The following is a 20,287-nucleotide window of genomic DNA, read 5'->3' on the forward strand; positions in this document are numbered from 1 at the left end:
CCTTATTTTAGTATTTCAGCTATACGTAACTTGGCACTACGCGCTCGATTATTTTTTTCTAAATCTTCATCTGTAGCAATAATTGGTTTTCGATTAACTCTTTTCAATTTTGGTGTATAAGCTTCTGGAATAACTGGTAAGCCTCTTGGCACTTCGGGGCCTTTTTCATATTCTTGGAACATTTGTTTACAAAGGCGATCTTCTAACGAGTGGAACGTAATCACAGATATTCTTCCGTTCACTTTCACAAGCTCGATTGCTTGTTCTAATGAATTTTCAAATGCAGACAATTCATCATTAACTGCAATTCTAATTGCTTGGAAAATCCTTTTAGCAGGATGCCCGCCTTTTCGTCTTGCCTTAGCAGGTATTCCTTCTTTAATAACATCCACCAGTTCTAAAGTTGTTTCAATTGGCTTTTGTGCTCTATTTTGTTCTATTCGTCTAGCAATTTGTTTCGAAAATTTTTCTTCGCCATAACGATGAAAAATTCTCACTAATTTTTCAAATGACCAATCATTAACTACTTCATACGCTGATAATGATTGGGTTTGATCCATACGCATATCTAATTTCGCATCATTATGATAACTAAAACCTCTTTCAGGTACGTCTAATTGGGGGCTAGACACACCCAAGTCATAATAAATGCCATCTACTTTTTCAATATTTAAATCATCTAAAATTTCAGTTAATTTTCTAAAGTTGCTATGGACGAAGGTAACTTTATGTATATGGTCTTTCAATACTTCTTTTGCATTTTCAAGGGCTGTTGTATCTTGATCAATTGCAATAAGTCTACCTTCGTCTCCAATTTGATTTAATAAATAGAGGGCATGGCCTGCTCCACCTAATGTACAGTCGACATATATGCCATCTTCTTTAATATCTAAATAATCTATAGTTTCTTTTAGCATAACGCTGACATGATGAAACAATTTAACGCCTCCATTTAAAAATCAAAGTCAATTAAGTCTTCGGCAATATCTTCAAAACTATCTTCTGATTCATCATAAAAATCATTCCAAGTTTCTCTATCCCAAATTTCAATACGGTTTGAGACACCTATTACCGTACATTCCTTACTCAAATTGGCATATTTCCTCAAATTTTGAGGAATATTTATACGCCCTTGCTTATCTAATTCCACTTCAACAGCACCTGAAAAGAACATACGCATGAATTTACGCGCATCTTTTTTTGTCATTGGTAAGGTTTTCATTTTCTCTTCAATTACTTGCCATTCTTCTAAAGTGTAACCAAATAAGCATTTATCAAGGCCACGGGTAATTATAAAACGCTCATTTAGGTCATAACGAAATTTGGACGGAACAATCATACGTCCCTTAGTATCCAATTGATGCTCGTATTCACCCATGAACATTTATAATCACCTCACCTTCTTATATATATAATTTACCACATCTCACCACTATCCTCCACTAATTATACAAATTTCACCAAAATTTCTTGAAACATAGAAAAAAACACCCGATTCATCTTTTAAATGAACCGGGTGCTTCCCTTGATACTCTAAGGTTTTATCAATATATGATCAAATGTGTATGAAAGTGGTGGATAAGTGGAGGGACTAAACACATCTATCCCAAAATCATTCATAATTTGAAGTGGATTCCAAATTCTTTCTTGTAATCCACCCATTGGATGGAGTGTTTGACTTATGAGCTCAAAATGTTTCATGCTAATGTCATTTTCTCTTTCAACATTCAATAAATACCGTTTTATTAAATAATCAAATTGCTTTTGGTGAATTTCGTTATTTTTGTTCAACAATACCTTATTATCATGATTGTCTTTAACTTCTGCCTGAAGAGATTGAAACAAATCATTTTGCTGTTCTTTTAAAGCTTCAATCTGTTCTATAAAAGATTGCGAAGCTTTAGATCTAATAAACTTTGTTTTATCTGCTTCAATTCCTTTTTCAATGATATTATTACAATTCAATCGATATTGTGCTACTAATTTTTCTATTCTGGTATTTAAATACGTAATCCTTAATCGTGGTAAAACGATAGGCATATCTACTTGTAATGTTCGAAAAACTTCACTTAATTCTGTCCAATATTTAATTTCACTAGGGCCGCCTATGAATGCTACTGTATTAAATAGCCATTCTTCCATTACTGGTCTCGTAACGACATTATTAGAAAATTTTTCTGGGTCTGTTTCTACCATATTAAGAAGTTCTTGTTCCGAAAACGATTTCTCTGATTTATTTAAATAGAAACGTCCATTTTCAAAAGTTAATAGTTGTCTTACACCACCATCATCCATAAACAAATGTACATTCGTCTCTGTCTGTATCATTTGATCTAAACCGTCAGTGATAGTTTGAGCCTGTGTTTGCCTAAAGGCATCGTCAACTAAATTATGATTTTTAATAATGTCCTTGAACATTGGCTTTTCTAAACGGCGCAATGCTTTATCATTTGCATCTATCAGTAATAATCCGTAATGTTTGAAAACTTCGTGTAATAACGCTTTAAACATGTCAGTCCAACCATCATAGTTATCGATAATCTTTCTACACATGTTTAGTAGTTTTGGAGAAGCCTCAGTTTCTTTTAATTCTTTGAAAAATTCATTTAATGCTTTATGTAACGCTTCTTTATCTGGCGTATACTTTGAAACACTAGATTCTGGAGGCGTCATAGTACTATATTTTATTTTTTGTAACGTTGCCGTATGTTCATTAAAAACATAAGTATGATTTACTTCATCAAAATCATGATCTTCACCTGCAATCCAAAAAACAGGGACAACATGTGTATCGTAATCTTTCGATAGTTTTTCACTTAATGTAATAATCGAAAATATTTTATGAAACGTATATAAAGGTCCACCAAACAAACCAGCTTGTTGACCACCGATTACAACTTTCGCACCTTTACTAAGCGCTTTTAAATTTTTATTTTGTTGATAATCTAATGTTAAATCATCCATATATGCTTCAATGATTTTGGCTAGAGACGCTTCTCTTCCGTTATTTTCTGAAAGTAGTCTTTTTTTATAATTTTGTTCATCCATTGCATCAAGATGATAATACTTAGCTAAAGTTGAATCACTATTTTTAATATTCGCTATAAATTGATCTTTTTCATTAAGTTTCGTTGTCATACAATCCATTCGTAATTCTCCTTACGTTACTCTATTCCTATTTAGTATAAAGTTTATATTCAACATTGACAATTTTACGGCTTATAAATTTATTAGAAAATATACATACTCTCTTTCAACATTGTAATCCAATGCTTATACATACGATCAGTACCTTTAAATATATTAAAACAAAGCACAAATTAATATTGATTTTACATAAAATGTTTTAAGCATTCATTTTTGTGAAATATCCAATAAAATAAGGTATAATAGTTAGTAATAAAGCAAAGGGGGAAGCTAAAGTGAGTAATGTTAAACGACTAGATATTAATTACAAAACAGATGAATTATTTGAAGATTTTAGGAACTTCGGAAATGAAGATTTATATTTAGTAGATGAATTACGCGGTGAAATGATAGACGCTAGTTCGGACTCACCATTTTATGGCATATATGTCGGTGATAGGTTAGGTGCTCGTATGGCTTTATACCGTAAAGGAGAAGTTGAAGAAGTATACTTCTCAGATTTTGATGATTATAATATTTTATGGAAATTAGAAGTTTTACGTGATTTCCAAGGTCGTGGTTACGGCGAAGCACTGCTAGATTTTGCTAAGGAACAAGGTCAACCTATTAAAGTCATTGCTCGTAATCAATCAAAAAATTTCTTCATTAAACATGGCTTTAAAGATATCGAACAACAAAATAAAGACGGTCACGATATACTTATTTGGACACCATGATTTTCCTGTCCAATACCACTAAATAATGATACACGCATTTTTAATATATAGTATATGTTTTTTATAAAGTAAACTTTTTCATTTCTTAAATTATCATTAACATAATATGAAGCGTGAATTACAATCAATTTTTCTGATTATAATTCACGCTTCTTTTATTTTGCTATATCTAACAATTGATCAAGCGATTCGATAGTATAATCTGGATTAATTTCTGTATCATTTATTTTATTTCTTGGATTAAACCAACATGTTTTTATTGCCGCATTTTTTCCACCTAAAATATCTGATGTTATTGAATCGCCAACAATCATTGCATGAGCTCTTTTGTCATGACCGATTTTATTAAAAACAAAATCAAAAAATTCTGGCATAGGTTTTTGATATCCAGTTTGCTCAGATACAAACACACCTTTAAACCAATCTCCCATTTCTGTTTTTGCTATACGTCTTTGTTGTGTTTCCAAAACTCCATTGGTAACAATATATAGATCGTGAGTGTTTTTGAGCATGCTCAATGTTTCCACCGTATTCATAAAATACTTTATTGGGGCATTTGCGAGTTCATCCCGAAAGATTACATCCGCTTCTTGCCCATTCACATTGATTTGATGTAAATCAAAATACACTTCAAACCTTTTACATAACACTTCAGTTTTTGTTAATTGATTTTGTTGAAACGCTTCCCAATGTGCTTGGTTTACAGTTATAAATTGATTTAAATCATTTTGATCTGTTTCTAAATTATATTTTTTTGTAAGTTGATGAAATGCATATGCTTCAGCATCATGAAAATCTACAATTGTATCGTCAAAATCGATAAGCAAACATCTTTTATTCATAGTATTTTCTAACCCCTTAATGAATTCACTTAATAAAGTCAATTAATTATGTCATCGTTAATGTATAAACATAGTCGAATTTTATTTCATCATACCATATTTCATATATTAGCAAACAAAAAAGGCCAAGGTTATTACCTTGGCCAGTCCGTCATAGAAATTCAAATTAAAATCCGAATAATTTACTTGCTAAACCTACACCATTTTCTACGATATCTACAATACTAGTACCTAATTTAGCACCGTCTCCTGCTATGCCAGCTTGTACTGTATCTTTAATTGCATTAAATAAACCTTCCATTATAAACACTCCTCATTACATTATTTAGAATAAATAATCTGCTATTTTTTAAAATCCGAAAAGTTTTCCTAGTAAACCTGCACCACTTGAAACGATATCTACAATACTTGTACCTAATTCTGAACCGTTACCTGATTTTGCTGCTTCTACTGTGTTTGCAATTGCTTCTGCTAATTTAGTCATAATTTATTTCTCCTTTATTATTTATATATTTATATTAGAATCCAAATAATTTACTTGCTAAACCTACTCCGTTTTCTACGATACTTACGATACTTGTACCTAATTTAGCACCGTCTCCTGCTATGCCAGCTTGTACTGTATCTTTGATTGCATTAAATAAACCTTCCATTATAAACACTCCTTATTATAAGATAAATGCTTATGACTGCTTTTTATGTTTTAAACGATACTGTTAATTTGTTATTTAATTAAGTATCGTTTGTTATCTATAACTATAAGACATTTGCATATAAATTTGTGTTTTATTTCATACTTCGTTAAATAGTAGTAAAAACTGTAGCAAAAGATACATTGGTTTACAGTTTTGAATGCCCAACTGTATTTTACGCAATTCCATGTCATACAATTTACAAAATAGAATTTATTTATAAAATTTATATATAAATAAAATTAACAAATGCTTTAACGATGATTATATTTGTTGTGGTATTTCTCAATATTTTTATCTGACAGTTTATACATGCATTTATTGATTCGATACAAACATCAAAAAAGCGCCACTTCAAATTGAAGTAGCGCAAACGCAAATAATCATTAAATTATATTACCTTATAGTTATATATTCAATACCACTTAGCATTAGCCTAAAACATATTTATTGTCTTAATCGTCTATATACAATTTAAGCAACTAATAAATTTAAATGATTACAACAATATATAATAATAATTGTTATGCCATAACTATATGATCAAAGCCGCGTTTAAATTTACTAGCTAAAGCATTACTTTCTGACAAAACTTTCATATATTTTGAGTATAATTTACTTGATTCAATAACAAATTTCATAAGTAACCCTATTTTGCAATTAGCAGTTTAACTTTATTAAGCCATAAATTAACAGTATATGTTGTTCACTGCGCATGTAAAAAAACAAAAAAAGACCGCTAATATATTAGCGATCTAGTCAGTAAACACATAATTTATTATGTATTTTACGTTATTAGCGTCCTGGGAGATGTTTATACACATTTACTTGATGAACATAAAAAAGAGCAGGGCCAACGTGTCAGAGAAATTTTCTCTTGACACATATTTGACACCTGCACGATTGAAACGTTGTCATAGCAACGGGTTATAGCGTCCTGGGAGGGATTCGAACCCCCGACCGATGGCTTAGAAGGCCATTGCTCTATCCAGCTGAGCTACCAGGACATTATCTTTTGAACACAAGAATAATTATATCTAATTTACACTGATAAAGCAATACTCTATCCCTTAAAAATAAATATGATTTTTCACTATTGTAAACTTTTTATCATAATATTGCTAATTTATTTAAATTCTTTAAATAGTACAATCCATTAACGTGAGCACTATTTTTACAACACTGAAATGTAAAATGTTTCTTACATTCAACGCTTTACAGTAATACGAAGATGAACCTACGATTCAATCATTTCTAGACGTAGATTCACCCCACTTATTTAGAGTACAAAATTTTCACTACTGATGATTTCATGATTTCGATTACGGAAATTTAAAGTTGCTTCTAATCTCGTATCATCAATAAGCAATTCTGCATATGTTTCTTCAATATTACTTCTCGACTGTGAAATACTACCTGGATTTATGACATGCACACCATTTATTGTTTCATGTTTAGCAACATGTGTATGACCATAAAAAGCAAATTTACAGTCTGCTGCTTTTGCTTGTTCTGCTAAAGGCATTCTTGTACGATTCACTTGATATAAATGACCGTGAGTTAAAAATGCCTTAATACCATTTATATCGATTGTTTGCTCATTTGGAAACTCAGGATAAAAGTCAGTATTCCCTTTTACTCTATAAAAGTAACTGAGTTCACTATCATCATAAGCGAATTCAGAGTCACCTAAGTGAATGGCAGCATCTATATCCTCATGCTGATTTATAATATCAAATAGCACACCTTGTTCAGTATGATTGTCACTAACTATAATCCATTTCGACATTATTGATCACCTTCTAGATATTCTTGTAGCTGTTCTATTGCTTTACCTCTATGACTAATTTGTCCTTTTTCTTCTGCAGTTAGCTGAGCCATTGTTTTATTTTTGTCTTCTACAAAAAAGATAGGATCATATCCAAAGCCATGTTCACCAATTTTATTTAGTGTGATTTCTCCTTGTACAGTTCCTTTAAATTGTACTGTATCTTCACCCGGTGCGCTCATGCTAATAACACAAACAAATTGTGCACTACGGTCTGTTTCATCACCTAACTGAGTTAGGAGTTTTTCAATATTTGCATTATCATCTTTTGTTTCTCCAGCATAACGCGCTGAATATATACCTGGCTCTCCATTTAAAGCAAAAACTTCCAATCCACTATCATCAGCAATAACACGCTTATTTAATGCTTCTGCAGCTGCTTCAGATTTTAGTCTTGCATTTTCTTCAAACGTGTCACCTGTTTCCTCAACGTCAAAATCTTCGATGAGTTCTGAAATGCCTATAACATTATAATCAGGGAAAATAACTCTAAAATCATTTATTTTCCCTTTATTATTTGATGCAATAACAATATCTTCCATTTTTTACGCCTCACTTTAAACTTCTATTTTTTCAACTGTTGCTTTCATATTTAACCATTCTTCAATAATACGTTCGATATGTTCTGTTTCTCCTGTCGCAAAAAATTTATGTGCGGGCTGTTTCTTATAACCTGCGTGTTCATTACTGAATGTTAATAATGCACTCACTTCTCTGGCTGTTTCTAGTCCAGATGAAATAACTACTTTTTCTCCGTGAAAATAATCATTAATCGGCTGATAAAGTAAAGGATAATGTGTACATCCTAAAATAACTGTATCTGCTTTGCTATTTCTCCACTGTTTTAACGTTTGATGTATAACGATACTCGTAATCGTTGGATCCTTGTATCTCATTTGTTCTACGAGAGGTACAAAGCCTGGGCATGCCACACCAGATACTTCTACATTTGGATTTATTTGTTTAATGTGATGTCGATATGCCTCTGATTTAATCGTACCTTCTGTACCTAATATTAAAACATTTTGATTTTTTGTTGTCATAATCGCTGTTCTAGCACCTGGTTCAATTACGCCAATAACAGGTATTGCCAATAAGTTTTGTAAATGTTTTAATGCCACTGCCGTTGCAGTATTACATGCAATCACTAACATCTTGATATCAAACGTCATGAGTTTTTCAGCTAATTCTGTAGTAAATTGTCTTACCTCAGAAGCTTCTCTTGGTCCATATGGACAGCGTTTTATATCTCCTAAATAATAAATGGTTTCATTTGGTAATTGGCGCATGATTTCTTTAGCAACTGTTAAACCTCCAACGCCAGAGTCAATAACTCCAATTGGTTTCTCCATATCTTGTTCATCCTTATATATTTACTTGTCTTTTATTGTAGCATAGCTGCGTTTTCAAAATCATTTTCCAAGACCTAAAATACAAAATAGCAGACAATTCAAATGTTATACTTATCAATAGGTTAGCATCATTGAATCATAGAGTCACATCAGTGCTTCGCTATTTAACAAAATTTACAATATTTCTAATGGAAAATTTTTATATAATCAGATAATCTATATATCAATATTTTAATACACTAATAAATTAAAATTTTTATTATAGTATATATACTTTTTTAAAGCTTAATCACTGTATTAAATTTGTATCTATAAAATATTTCATAAAAAAATGCCAACAAAGTTTAAACTTTGTTGGCATTTTCATTATATATTAGTTTACTTGGTGGTCTGAACCAAAGAATGATTTGAACATATGGAAAGAAGTTTCACGGTTTAATGCAGCAATTGATGTCGTTAAAGGAATGCCTTTCGGACATGCGTTAACACAGTTTTGTGAGTTACCACACTCTTGTAACCCACCTGCACCCATCAATGCATTTAAACGTTCATCTTTAGTCATTGAACCTGTTGGGTGTAAGTTAAACAATCTAACTTGTGAAATAGCTTGCGCACCAACAAAATCGTTGTTTCTTGTAACGTTTGGACAAACTTCTAAACATACACCACACGTCATACATTTAGATAATTCATATGCAGTTTGACGTTTTTTCTCTGGCATACGAGGACCTGGTCCAAGGTCATACGTACCGTCAATCGGTACCCACGCTTTCATACGTTTCAAATTATCAAACATTCTACTACGATCAACTTGTAAGTCACGAATAACTGGGAATGTACTCATTGGTTCTAACTTTATTGGTTGTTCTAATTGATCAACAATTGCTGTACAAGATTGTCTTGCTTTACCATTGATAACCATAGAACAAGCACCACAAACCTCTTCTAAACAGTTCATATCCCAAATAACAGGTGTTGTTTTCTCACCTTTACTATTGACTGGATTACGTCTAATTTCCATTAAACAAGCAATAACATTTAAATTCTCTTTGTAAGGAATTTCAAATTCTTCTTCATAAGGATTAGACTCTGCATCATCTTGTCGTTTAATGATGAGCTTAATTGTATTTTGTTTTTGTTGTAGGCTTTGTTGTTCGTCTTGCGCTTGAGTTTCATTTACTTCTTTAGTATCTGCCATTTTATTTACCTCCTTTAGAACTACTTGAATAGTCACGTTTACGAGGTGGGATTAAACTTACATCTACTGGCTCGTATGTAAATTTAGGCGCTTCTGTTTTTCCTTGATATGATGCTAAAGTCGTTTTTAACCATTCTTCGTCGTTTCTTTCAGGGAATTCAGGTTTATAATGTGCCCCACGAGACTCATTTCGGTTATATGCACCGATTGTAATTACACGTGCTAATACTAACATATTCCATAACTGACGCGTAAAGAATACCGCTTGGTTACTCCAAGTTTGAGTATCTTCAATATCAATATTTTGGTAACGTTCCATCAATTCTACGATTTTCTTGTCTGTTTCCAATAATGCTTTATTATCACGTACAACAGTAACGTTTGCTGTCATGACTTCACCAAGTTCTCTATGAAGTTTATACGCATTTTCTGTACCGTTCATTTTCAATAAATTATCGAATTTATCTTGTTCTTCTTTAACACGTTTTTCATAAATACTATCATCTAAATCAGTATATGATTTTTCAATATTAGCGACATATTCAATCGCATTTGGTCCTGCAACTGTTCCACCGTATATGGCAGATAACAATGAATTAGCACCTAAACGGTTACCACCATGTTGTGAGAAATCACATTCACCAGCTGCAAATAAACCTTTGATATTTGTCATTTGATCATAATCTACATAAAGTCCACCCATTGAATAGTGCACCGCTGGGAAGATTTTCATCGGTACTTTTCTTGGATCGTCACCAGTGAATTTTTCATAAATTTCAATGATTCCGCCCAATTTTACATCCAACTCATGCGGATCTTTATGTGAAAGGTCAAGGTAGACCATGTTTTCACCATTAATACCTAATTTTTGATTCACACATACATCAAAAATTTCACGTGTAGCTATATCACGAGGTACTAAATTACCATAATCTGGATATTTTTCTTCTAAGAAGTACCATGGTTTACCATCTTTATATGTCCAAATTCGGCCACCTTCACCACGAGCTGATTCACTCATCAATCGTAGTTTGTCATCGCCAGGAATTGCTGTTGGATGAATTTGAATAAACTCACCATTTGCATAAATCGCACCTTGTTGATAGACGATTGACGCAGCAGAACCAGTATTAATCATTGAGTTAGTTGTTTTACCAAATATGATACCTGGACCACCAGTAGCCATAATAACTGCATCTGAACCGAATGATTTTATTTCAGAAGATGTCATGTCTTGAGCCACAATACCTCTAGCCATATTGTCATCATCTTTGACAATGCCCAAGAATTCCCATCCTTCATATTTTGTAACTAAACCATCCACTTCATAGCTACGTACTTGTTCATCTAAGGCATACATTAATTGTTGACCAGTTGTTGCTCCAGCATATGCCGTTCTATGATACATGGTACCACCGAAGCGACGGAAATCTAGCAAGCCTTCATTTGTTCTATTGAACATTACACCCATACGATCAAGTAAATGTATAATGTTTGGCGCTTCCTCTGCCATTGCTTTTACTGGTGGTTGATTCGCTAAGAAATCTCCACCGTAAACTGTATCATCAAAGTGAACAGCAGGTGAGTCACCCTCACCTTTTGTATTCACTGCTCCGTTTATGCCACCTTGTGCACATACAGAGTGTGAACGTTTAACAGGCACTAATGAGAACAAGTCAACATGTGCGCCTTGTTCTGCTGCTTTAATTGTTGACATCAGACCGGCAAGTCCTCCACCGACAACAATAATTTTCTTCTCTGCCATAAATAGTCACTCCCCTAAATATATCTGAAACATTTTTAAATTATACGAAAGCAAGGATAGCACTTATTCCGATATATGAAACTACGATAAATACAACAAGTGATACCCATGTAAAGATTTGTTGTGATCTTTTAGATTGTAAAACACCCCATGTAACTAAAAATGACCATAAGCCATTTGCAAAGTGGAATGTTACAGCAAGTAAACAGATGATATAGAAAATTAACCAAATTGGATTAGATACAATATCATGTACCATATCGAAGTTAACTTCTTCACCTAATGCACGCTGAATACGTGTTTGCCACAAATGTATTCCGATGAAAATAAACGTTATAATACCAGTCAAACGTTGTAATAAAAACATCCAATTTCTAAATTGAGAATAATGTCCTACGTTTTCTTTTGCCGTAAAGGCAATATGTACACCATATACCGCATGATAAAGAATTGGAATATAAATCACGATAAACTCCAATGCAATCAAGAATGGTAAAGATTCCATAAATCCAGCAGCCTTGTTAAACGCTTCAACGCCTTTTGTAGCTTGATGGTTAACAAGTAGATGCACTAATAAGAATCCACCTATCGGTATTACGCCTAACAAAGAATGTAAGCGTCTTAAATAGAATTGATTTTTCGAATATGCCAAAAGGAAGTCCCCCCTGTGAAACAATTAATTTTTTGGTATCTTTTTTTAAAGTATAAATGTGATGATACTTATCAACTAAAACTAAACAACAACATGTTATGCAATCGCTTTATATTTATAGCAATATAAACTTCAACATGTATGTATAAAACAATGAAGTAATACCCCTAGTTGAATTTGACAATTGTTTTATTATATAGATTTAAGTGATAACTTTTCTCAATTAGTAAACGCTTCCATATACTTTTAAAAAAAGAATTCCTGTTATTTGCTATTGTAACACTAATTCATAAAATTTTGGGCATGAGAATGATTCTCATGCCATATTCTTTTTTATCTATTTGTTATATAGTGCGTGATGAAGATTCTCAGCAACTTTTTGAGGTAAACCAGAAGATTTTAAATCCTCAATGCTTGCCTCTTTCATTTTCTTTATGGAACCAAAAGTTCGTAATAATTTAGTTTTTCGTTTAGAACCAATACCATCGACGGTATCTAATACTGATTGCAAGCCAGTTTTTTGGCGAGTTTGTCTATGAAATGTAATTGCAAATCTATGAACTTCGTCTTGTATTCTTTGAAGTAAATAAAATGCTTGGCTATTTTTTTTCAAAGGTACAATCTCTGCACTTTCACCGTATAAAATCTCTGAAGTTTGGTGTTTATCATTTTTACGCAACCCAGCGACTGGTATATCCAAACCTAATTCGTTTTCAAGCACATCGATAACCCCGCTCATATGACCTTTACCACCATCAACGATGATTAAATCTGGTAATGGAGTACCTTCATTTAAAACACGAGTATAACGTCTACGCACAACTTCTCTCATAGATTTATAATCATCTGGGCCATCTACCGTTTTGATTTTATATTTGCGGTATCCTTTTTTATTTGGTTTACCATCAATAAACGACACCATGGCTGAAACTGGGTGTACACCTTGGATGTTTGAATTATCAAAAGCTTCTATACGAATAGGTGTCTGAATTCCCATGCGGTCACCTAATTCTTCAATCGCCTTCACGGTACGTGATTCATCTTTAGCAATGAGTTCAAATTTATTCTCTAAAGTAACTTCAGCATTATGATTTGCTAAATCAATCATTTCTTTTTTCTTGCCCTTAATCGGCTGAACTATTTTTGTATCTACAACCGATTGGATAATATCTTTGTTTAAATTTTTAGGAATATGCACTTCTTTAGGGAGAATATGTTGATTTAAATCATAAAACTGACCTATAAAAGTATAAAATTCTTCTTCTTCTGTTTGCTGCAGCGGAATCATAGTAGCATCTCGTTTAATCATATTCCCTTGTCTTATGAAAAACACTTGAATACACATCCAACCTTTTGACACACTGTAGCCAAATACGTCTCTTATAGTATTATCTGAAGTAGTGATTTTTTGTTTCTTAGTTAAATTGTGAATATGTTGGATTAAATCTCGATACTCTTTTGCTCTTTCAAAGTCTAACGATTCACTCGCTTCGTTCATTTTCTGTTCTAAGTTATTCAGTATTGTTTTATCTTCACCATTTAAAAAATCAGTGATTTCTTTAGTCATTTCCGCATATTTATTTAAATCTACCGGGTAAACACAAGGTCCTAAACACTGACCAATATGGTAATATAAACACAATTTGTCGGGCATTTTATCACATTTTCTAAATGGATAAATTCTATCTAATAACTTTTTTGTTTCTTGAGCTGAATAAGCATTAGGATAAGGTCCAAAATATTTTCCTGTGCCTTTTTTAACTGTGCGTGTCACGATTAAACGAGGATACTTTTCTTTTGTAATTTTGATAAAAGGATAACTTTTATCGTCTTTCAACAAAATGTTATATCTCGGTTGATATTGTTTAATCAAATTAAGTTCGAGTAGTAAAGATTCTGTTTCACTCGAAGTTACAATATATTCAAAGTTTCTAATTTCTGAAACAAGTCGTGTCGTTTTAGCATCATGTGCACCTGTAAAATAAGACCTTAATCTATTTCTTAATTTTTTAGCCTTGCCGACATAAATGACTTGATCATTTCGATCTTTCATTAAATAGCAACCTGGTTCAGTGGGGACTACCGTTAATTTTTGTTTAATATCTTCTTGGTATTTTTCCATTTAAGTTCCCCTCCTTTCTTAATAAAAGTACATTGTTAAAATAGTAATTATAAAAATTTGCATAACAGTTATATAGAGATTAACGCTTGTTTGCAAATAAAACTTTTCAACTCTTACCTACATTATAGAATATACATTAGCATTAAACCAAAGTATTCATTTCCATATCAAAAATCTAACAACTAGATATTTTAATTGTTATTCATAAAATGCTTTCATCCTCAAAATGGAAGTGTGGCTCTGAAAAAAGACACTTTAAACAACTTTGGCTTCAGTTGGAATAACAAAAAGTCACAGAAAAAACCTGAGACATTCATAGATGCCCCAGGTCGTTGCGTTGTACTTTTATAAATGTTTCTCAATAACTTCTGCTAAGTTTTCTTTAGGTTGGAAACCTACAACTTTATCGACAGGCTCGCCATCTTTAAATAAGATTAAAGTTGGGATACTCATTACTTCAAATTTAGCAGCTGTTGATGGATTTTCATCTACATCAAGTTTTAAAATATTAGCTTTTCCATCATAATCACCAGCTAATTCTTCTAATACTGGAGCAATCATCTTACATGGGCCACACCAAGTTGCCCAAAAATCTACTAAATTGACACCTGATTGAATATTTTCATCAAAGTTTGAATCTGTTACTTTTACGATTGCCATAACTGCCAATCCTCCTTAAATTTCAAATGATGAAGAAATTATAACAGACTTTAAGCAAATCTGCATACCTCTTGCTCACATTTATTTCAATTCTGCGACGGTCACGCCAAATCCACCTTCACTTGGCATGCCGTTCCTATATGATGACACATTTTTATGTTGTTTTAAATGTTTTTGCACACCTTTTTGCAACGCACCAGTTCCTTTACCGTGAATAATATATACTTGTTCGTAATTACTTAACACTGCTTGATCTAAATACTGATCAACGGCAACCATTGCTTCATCATAACGGTAGCCACGTAAGTCTAGTTCCATTTTAATACTTTGACGATTTTCACGTTTAACCATTTTAGAAGGTGCTTCTTTTGTCTTTTTTGTTTTTTCTAAATCGCTGGTAGGTAATTTCATTTTAATGATGCCCATTTGAACAACTGCTTCATTATCATCTAGTAACTCTAATATTTCACCTTTTTGCCCATATGTTAGAACTTTTACTTCATCGCCAACTTTAATTTCATCCCATTTTTTCTTTTCAACATTTTGTTTCAATGATTTGGCTTCATATTGATCATCTAACTGTTTCTTTTTATTGATGAGCTCATGTTCTTTTACATCGGCACCTTTTTTGTCTCTAAGTTCACGTAATTCTTTAATAATCTCATCAGCTTCTTTAGTAGCGGCTTTCACACGCTGATTGGCTTTGTCTTTCGCCTCGCTCATTAATTGTTTCTCATGATTACGATATTTATCGTATTCTTTTTCAAGTTCATCATGTGTTTCTTGAGCTTCTCTCAGTAAGCTATCTAATTCAATTCTCTGTTCGTCTACACGTTTAGAATTTTTCTCTAATGAAGCAATCATTTCATTTATTTCTTGTTCATCTTGTCCAATCATTGCTTTCGCATTTTGAATCACTTTCATATTAAGGCCTAATTTTTTTGAAATATCGAAAGCATTAGAACGGCCCGGCACGCCCATGAGCAACTTATATGTTGGGCTTAATGTATTTACATCAAACTCTACACTGGCATTCATTACTCCTGATCTGTTGTAACTATATGCTTTAAGTTCAGGATAATGCGTTGTCGCCATAACTAATGAGCCTATTTCATGAACATAATCTAGGATACTCATCGCTAAAGCAGCACCTTCACTTGGATCTGTTCCAGCACCAAGTTCATCAAAAAGTATCAAACTATTTCTGCTTGTATGCTGTAAAATTTCAACAATATTTTTCATGTGTGATGAAAATGTTGATAGTGATTGTTCAATAGATTGTTCGTCTCCGATATCACAATAAACATTTTCAAAAATGCTTAATTTACTCCCGTCTAAGGTAGGTATCAACATCCCTGATTGTGCCATCAAAATTATAAGTCCCAGTGTTTTTAACGTTACTGTTTTACCACCTGTGTTAGGTCCAGTGATGATTACCGTTTCAATATCGTCGGCAAATTCAATCGTATTAGCTACAACCGTGTCTCGATCTAATAAAGGATGAAATGCTTTAGGTAAATAAACAGTTCGTTCACTTGTAAATTCAGGTTTCGTGCCTTTGATTGAACGTGCATAGCGCGCTTTAGCAGTTAAAAAGTCAATTTGTCCCATAATATTTTCCGAAATTAAGCAGGCATTTGCTTCAGCGGCTACATAACCTGTTAACTCAGTTAAAATTCGTTCACTTTCAGCCGCTTCATCATTGCGCAGACGACTAATCTGATTATTCATTTCAACAATAGACGAAGGTTCAATATAGAGTGTTTGACCAGAAGCTGATTGGTCATGAACGATACCATTAAAATCTTGACGATATTCTGCTTTTACAGGAATAACATTGCGGTCATTACGTACCGTTATAATAGCATCTGACAATTTTTTCTGATTTGCTTGACGTTTTACGATTTTATCTAAGTTTTGTTTTATCCGTTGCGTCGTACCAGAAATTTTACTCCGGATACCTTGTAGTTCATAACTCGCATTATCGAATAAATCATTAGCATCACATTTTTGATGAATATGTTGATACAACTCTGAAAGTACAGGCAATTGTTCCATCCTATCATGTAGAATAGCATAATTCACTGCTTCCTCTTCTTCCAATAAATTATTATAAAATGTTTTATATTGATTTTGAATTTGAATTAATCTTTTAATTGTATTAAGTTCTTTAACACTTAATACACCACCAATTGTAGCCCTATGAATCAGTGATGAAACCTTTGATAATCCACTCAAACTAGGTAAACGGTGTTTATTGTATATTTGAGCAATTTCATCTGTTTCATTCATTTGAAATTCGACTGTTTGAATATCAGTTGCTGGTTCCATTTCAACAACTTTCTCTCTCCCTAAATCACTCATTGTTTCTTTTTCAACAAGTGTTTTAATTTTATCGAACTCTAGGACATTTAATGATTTTTGTCTCATACAATCCCTCTATTTCTTCAATTTTATATTATTGTCAATAAATGCTTTAAAAGATTCTCGATCCATTGTGTTTATAACTCTCTCTTTGTTTACAAATCCTTTTTGTGCAGTAGCTATACCGTATTTCATAAACTCTAAATGGTCTACGTGATGCGCATCAGTATTAATCGTTAGTTTCACATTCGTATGCTTTTTAACTATATCTGAATTTAAATCTAAGCGTTTAGGATTCGCATTGATTTCTAAAATAGTATTTGTTTCTTCTGCGATTTCACATAATTTATCAATATCAGGCCCATAACCTGCACGTTTACCTATGATACGCCCCGTTGGATGTGCAATATGACGGACATAAGGATTACGACATGCTTGCTCTAGACGAAACATGATATCTTCTTGAGATTGGTTGAAACTTTGATGTATCGCTGCAATGACATAATCTAGCTGTGCTAATATTTCATCATCATAGTCTAAACGTCCATCAGGTAAAATGTCCATTTCAATGCCTGAGTATATATCAATATCATCATATTTTTCGTTTAGTGCTTTAATTTCTTCATTTTGTCGCAACAACCGTTCAACAGAAAGTCCATTTGCTACTTTTAAACTCTGAGAATGATCTGTAATAACCATAAACTGGTAACCTTTAGCGATATTAGCCTCTATCATATCTTCAATACTAAACGCGCCATCACTATATGTTGTATGCATATGAATATCACCATTGATGTCATTGATATTGATTATATCTGTTAAATCTTTGTCAAATTCACTACCATCTTCACGTATTGAAGGTGCAATCCAATTTACTCCAAAATGATTATAAATTTCTTGTTCACTGTTATATTGAATTAATGAACCATCCGCTTCTTCTATACCATACTCACTAACCTTCTCGTTTTTTTCTTTAGCCAATTGACGGATTCGAATATTATGTTCTTTTGAACCTGTAAAATGCTGTAGTGTATGGTAAAAAGCAGATGGCTCGATTAATCTAAAATCTACACCAATGGTTTCATCATCATAGGTTAACTCTAACGAAATTTTCGTTGCTCCAACTGCTACTTCTTTAACCTTGTTAGGGATTTTTAATAAAGCTTTTTGAACTTCTAATGGTTGTTCTGTGCTTATAATATAATCTAAGTCCTTACTCATTTCTTTATAGCGACGGAAACTCCCTGCAACTTCGTATTTTTCTATCGACTCGATTGAGGATAAATAATCGCTAACTTCTATATTGAGTCCTCTCATTTGATCAATTGGATAACGCTCTTTTTTCGCTCCTAACGCTTTTACTGCTTCAAGGATATTTTGTTCAGTTTTTTTAGCGAATCCACTTAGCTCACTTACTTTTCCTTCTTCACACGCTTTTTGCAATGCTTCTTTTCCATCAATATTAAGCGCTTTATATAATTTCGCTATTTTTTTGCTACCGAGTCCTTGTATTTTAAGTAGAGGAATTAATCCTTCTGGCACTTCTTCTTGTAATGTTGCTAAAGTCGTAGAATGACCTGTTTCTCTATATTCATTAATCACCTCTCCTACGCCTTTACCAATACCTTTTAACTCTGTAACATCTTCGATTTGGTCTAAAGGTCGCTCATCTATTTCCAAACTTTGAGCGGCTTTTCTATAAGCAGAAATTTTGAAAGTGTTTTCGCCTTTTATTTCCATATATACCGCAATTTTTTCTAATAATTGAATAATTTCTTTTTTAGTCATTTGTTTCACTCCATAGAAAAAGGTCAAGACAGCATCACCTAACCATTTTGGTATTTAAGTTATGCCTTGACCTCCTAGTTTTTTAAAGCTATAAATTTCACATCACTATTTTTATAGTTGTGTGATAAACATTGAGATAAACGGAATATGTAATAATATATGTTCTGTTATAATCGAATTAGATAGTTGTTGCTGTATCATCCTATTAGGATAAATGGCACAACTATACAACAAAATTATATTAATAGTTACTGATGGAATAATACTTAACATCATACCAAATAACCTGCTTGTTATATTCGGTAATTTTTGTTTAAGGGTATAATCGAATATAACGATAATGCCATAGCATATGACTTTTGTAATCAGCGCTATCGTTACAAATGCGACAATATGCTCAAATCGTTGCTGCAAATCTGCAAATTGAAATGCAAAATTCATATCGTAAGCGCGTGTCTTAGGATATGGCACAAATAACTCCAAACGCTGTGCTATCTGTAAATAATATTTTTGAGCCATCAACAAAGCAAAAATAGTTGCACTTAGATGTATCGTCGATAACCACACGCCTCTTCTAAAGCCAATGATGCCAATATATATGAAGATGACAACTATCGCTAAATCAAAAATCATTAATCTTCACTATGCTTCAATTGATTTATTTCTTGTCTTAAACGGTCATTTTCTTCTTCTACTTGCACTTTTTCATGCATGATATTAACCGCAGTAAGAATTGCTTTTCTAGTTGTATCTAAACCTGCACTTTTACTTGCTAACTCTTTGAGTCTCTCATCTACCAAATGTGCTACATAACGGATATGCTCAGGATTATCTTCTCCGACTATTGTATAATGTTGATCATTTATAGTTACGTTAATCCGATTTTTAAACTCACCCATATAATAACTCCTGACTTTTATATTTTATTTCTAATCTGAATGATTTTACTTTATTTATATTTATATGTTGGTAATTTATAATATTTATTACGAACTATTATACACGACAAGATATTTTTTTGTAAGAGGTGTGAATTGTTCTATTTGAAATATTTAATGATTATACAACAATTATTTAAATCATTTTTATTTCATATCATATTGCCATTTATATCATAAATAACTAACTTATTTAAATTTATGATATGATATGCATTATCCA

The 20,287-nt window shown here is 32.4% G+C and carries 20 protein-coding genes and 1 tRNA gene; 1 reads left to right on the forward strand and 20 read right to left on the reverse strand.

Annotated features, from left to right (window positions below; translation table 11 throughout):
* Window positions 1-2: 2 nt before the first annotated feature.
* From rsmH to bshC, 3 genes are all read right to left on the reverse strand, one after another.
* Entirely contained in the window at window positions 3-938 is a 936-nt protein-coding gene (gene rsmH / locus KA814_RS06765; RefSeq protein WP_046208713.1) for a 16S rRNA (cytosine(1402)-N(4))-methyltransferase RsmH, read from the reverse strand.
* A 14-nt stretch (window positions 939-952) separates the two neighbouring features.
* Entirely contained in the window at window positions 953-1,384 is a 432-nt protein-coding gene (gene mraZ, locus KA814_RS06770; protein ID WP_046208714.1) for a division/cell wall cluster transcriptional repressor MraZ, read from the reverse strand.
* Window positions 1,385-1,533: 149 nt separating this feature from the next.
* Complete coding sequence (gene bshC / locus KA814_RS06775) at window positions 1,534-3,147, reverse strand: bacillithiol biosynthesis cysteine-adding enzyme BshC (RefSeq protein WP_046208715.1); 1,614 nt, start codon at window positions 3,145-3,147, stop codon at window positions 1,534-1,536.
* A gap of 275 nt (window positions 3,148-3,422) precedes the next feature.
* Here bshC and KA814_RS06780 point away from each other — a divergent pair, with 275 nt between their 5' ends.
* Window positions 3,423-3,863 (forward strand): N-acetyltransferase, encoded by a 441-nt coding sequence (locus KA814_RS06780; protein WP_046208716.1) that lies wholly within the window; start codon window positions 3,423-3,425, stop codon window positions 3,861-3,863.
* Between the two features lie 155 nt (window positions 3,864-4,018).
* Here KA814_RS06780 and KA814_RS06785 read toward each other — a convergent pair whose 3' ends face one another.
* The 17 genes from KA814_RS06785 to zapA form a co-directional block, all read right to left on the reverse strand.
* A complete protein-coding gene (locus KA814_RS06785; protein WP_064209078.1) occupies window positions 4,019-4,705 on the reverse strand; it encodes a YjjG family noncanonical pyrimidine nucleotidase in 687 nt (228 codons plus the stop codon).
* A gap of 166 nt (window positions 4,706-4,871) precedes the next feature.
* Window positions 4,872-5,006, reverse strand: a complete 135-nt coding sequence (locus tag KA814_RS06790; RefSeq protein WP_019469303.1) for a beta-class phenol-soluble modulin — start codon at window positions 5,004-5,006, stop codon at window positions 4,872-4,874.
* Between the two features lie 48 nt (window positions 5,007-5,054).
* Window positions 5,055-5,189: a beta-class phenol-soluble modulin gene (locus tag KA814_RS06795; RefSeq protein ID WP_046208718.1), complete on the reverse strand. Its 135-nt coding sequence runs from the start codon at window positions 5,187-5,189 to the stop codon at window positions 5,055-5,057.
* A 34-nt stretch (window positions 5,190-5,223) separates the two neighbouring features.
* Window positions 5,224-5,358, reverse strand: a complete 135-nt coding sequence (locus tag KA814_RS06800) for a beta-class phenol-soluble modulin (protein WP_019469301.1) — start codon at window positions 5,356-5,358, stop codon at window positions 5,224-5,226.
* Between the two features lie 972 nt (window positions 5,359-6,330).
* Window positions 6,331-6,404, reverse strand: a tRNA-Arg gene (locus KA814_RS06805).
* 272 nt (window positions 6,405-6,676) lie between these two features.
* The gene (locus tag KA814_RS06810; RefSeq protein WP_064209079.1) at window positions 6,677-7,186 is read right to left on the reverse strand and encodes a YfcE family phosphodiesterase; all 510 of its coding nucleotides are present in this window, start codon (window positions 7,184-7,186) and stop codon (window positions 6,677-6,679) included.
* Window positions 7,186-7,767, reverse strand: coding sequence for an XTP/dITP diphosphatase (locus KA814_RS06815; protein ID WP_046207830.1), 582 nt, complete (start codon window positions 7,765-7,767; stop codon window positions 7,186-7,188). Before KA814_RS06815 ends, KA814_RS06810 begins: the two co-directional genes overlap by 1 nt.
* Before the next feature lie 15 nt (window positions 7,768-7,782).
* Window positions 7,783-8,577 (reverse strand): glutamate racemase, encoded by a 795-nt coding sequence (racE, locus tag KA814_RS06820; protein ID WP_046207831.1) that lies wholly within the window; start codon window positions 8,575-8,577, stop codon window positions 7,783-7,785.
* Between the two features lie 373 nt (window positions 8,578-8,950).
* Window positions 8,951-9,775, reverse strand: coding sequence for a succinate dehydrogenase iron-sulfur subunit (gene sdhB / locus KA814_RS06825; RefSeq protein ID WP_064209080.1), 825 nt, complete (start codon window positions 9,773-9,775; stop codon window positions 8,951-8,953).
* 1 nt (window position 9,776) lies between these two features.
* Window positions 9,777-11,540 (reverse strand): succinate dehydrogenase flavoprotein subunit, encoded by a 1,764-nt coding sequence (gene sdhA, locus KA814_RS06830; RefSeq protein ID WP_046207833.1) that lies wholly within the window; start codon window positions 11,538-11,540, stop codon window positions 9,777-9,779.
* 40 nt (window positions 11,541-11,580) lie between these two features.
* A complete protein-coding gene (gene sdhC / locus KA814_RS06835; protein ID WP_046207834.1) occupies window positions 11,581-12,192 on the reverse strand; it encodes a succinate dehydrogenase, cytochrome b556 subunit in 612 nt (203 codons plus the stop codon).
* 337 nt (window positions 12,193-12,529) lie between these two features.
* Complete coding sequence (gene uvrC, locus KA814_RS06840) at window positions 12,530-14,314, reverse strand: excinuclease ABC subunit UvrC (protein WP_046207835.1); 1,785 nt, start codon at window positions 14,312-14,314, stop codon at window positions 12,530-12,532.
* 345 nt (window positions 14,315-14,659) lie between these two features.
* Window positions 14,660-14,974, reverse strand: coding sequence for a thioredoxin (gene trxA, locus KA814_RS06845; protein WP_019469293.1), 315 nt, complete (start codon window positions 14,972-14,974; stop codon window positions 14,660-14,662).
* Between the two features lie 81 nt (window positions 14,975-15,055).
* The gene (locus KA814_RS06850; RefSeq protein ID WP_064209082.1) at window positions 15,056-17,404 is read right to left on the reverse strand and encodes an endonuclease MutS2; all 2,349 of its coding nucleotides are present in this window, start codon (window positions 17,402-17,404) and stop codon (window positions 15,056-15,058) included.
* 9 nt (window positions 17,405-17,413) lie between these two features.
* Window positions 17,414-19,126, reverse strand: coding sequence for a DNA polymerase/3'-5' exonuclease PolX (gene polX, locus KA814_RS06855; RefSeq protein WP_064209083.1), 1,713 nt, complete (start codon window positions 19,124-19,126; stop codon window positions 17,414-17,416).
* Between the two features lie 111 nt (window positions 19,127-19,237).
* Window positions 19,238-19,759 (reverse strand): CvpA family protein, encoded by a 522-nt coding sequence (locus KA814_RS06860; protein ID WP_064209084.1) that lies wholly within the window; start codon window positions 19,757-19,759, stop codon window positions 19,238-19,240.
* Window positions 19,759-20,025 carry a cell division protein ZapA gene (gene zapA / locus KA814_RS06865; protein ID WP_019469289.1) on the reverse strand — a complete coding sequence of 89 codons (267 nt, stop codon included), beginning with the start codon at window positions 20,023-20,025 and terminating at the stop codon, window positions 19,759-19,761. Before zapA ends, KA814_RS06860 begins: the two co-directional genes overlap by 1 nt.
* Window positions 20,026-20,287: the final 262 nt, after the last annotated feature.

It is taken from the genome of Staphylococcus sp. GDY8P196P, assembly GCF_017891705.1.
In the GTDB taxonomy this organism is placed as follows: Bacteria; Bacillota; Bacilli; order Staphylococcales; family Staphylococcaceae; genus Staphylococcus; species Staphylococcus ureilyticus.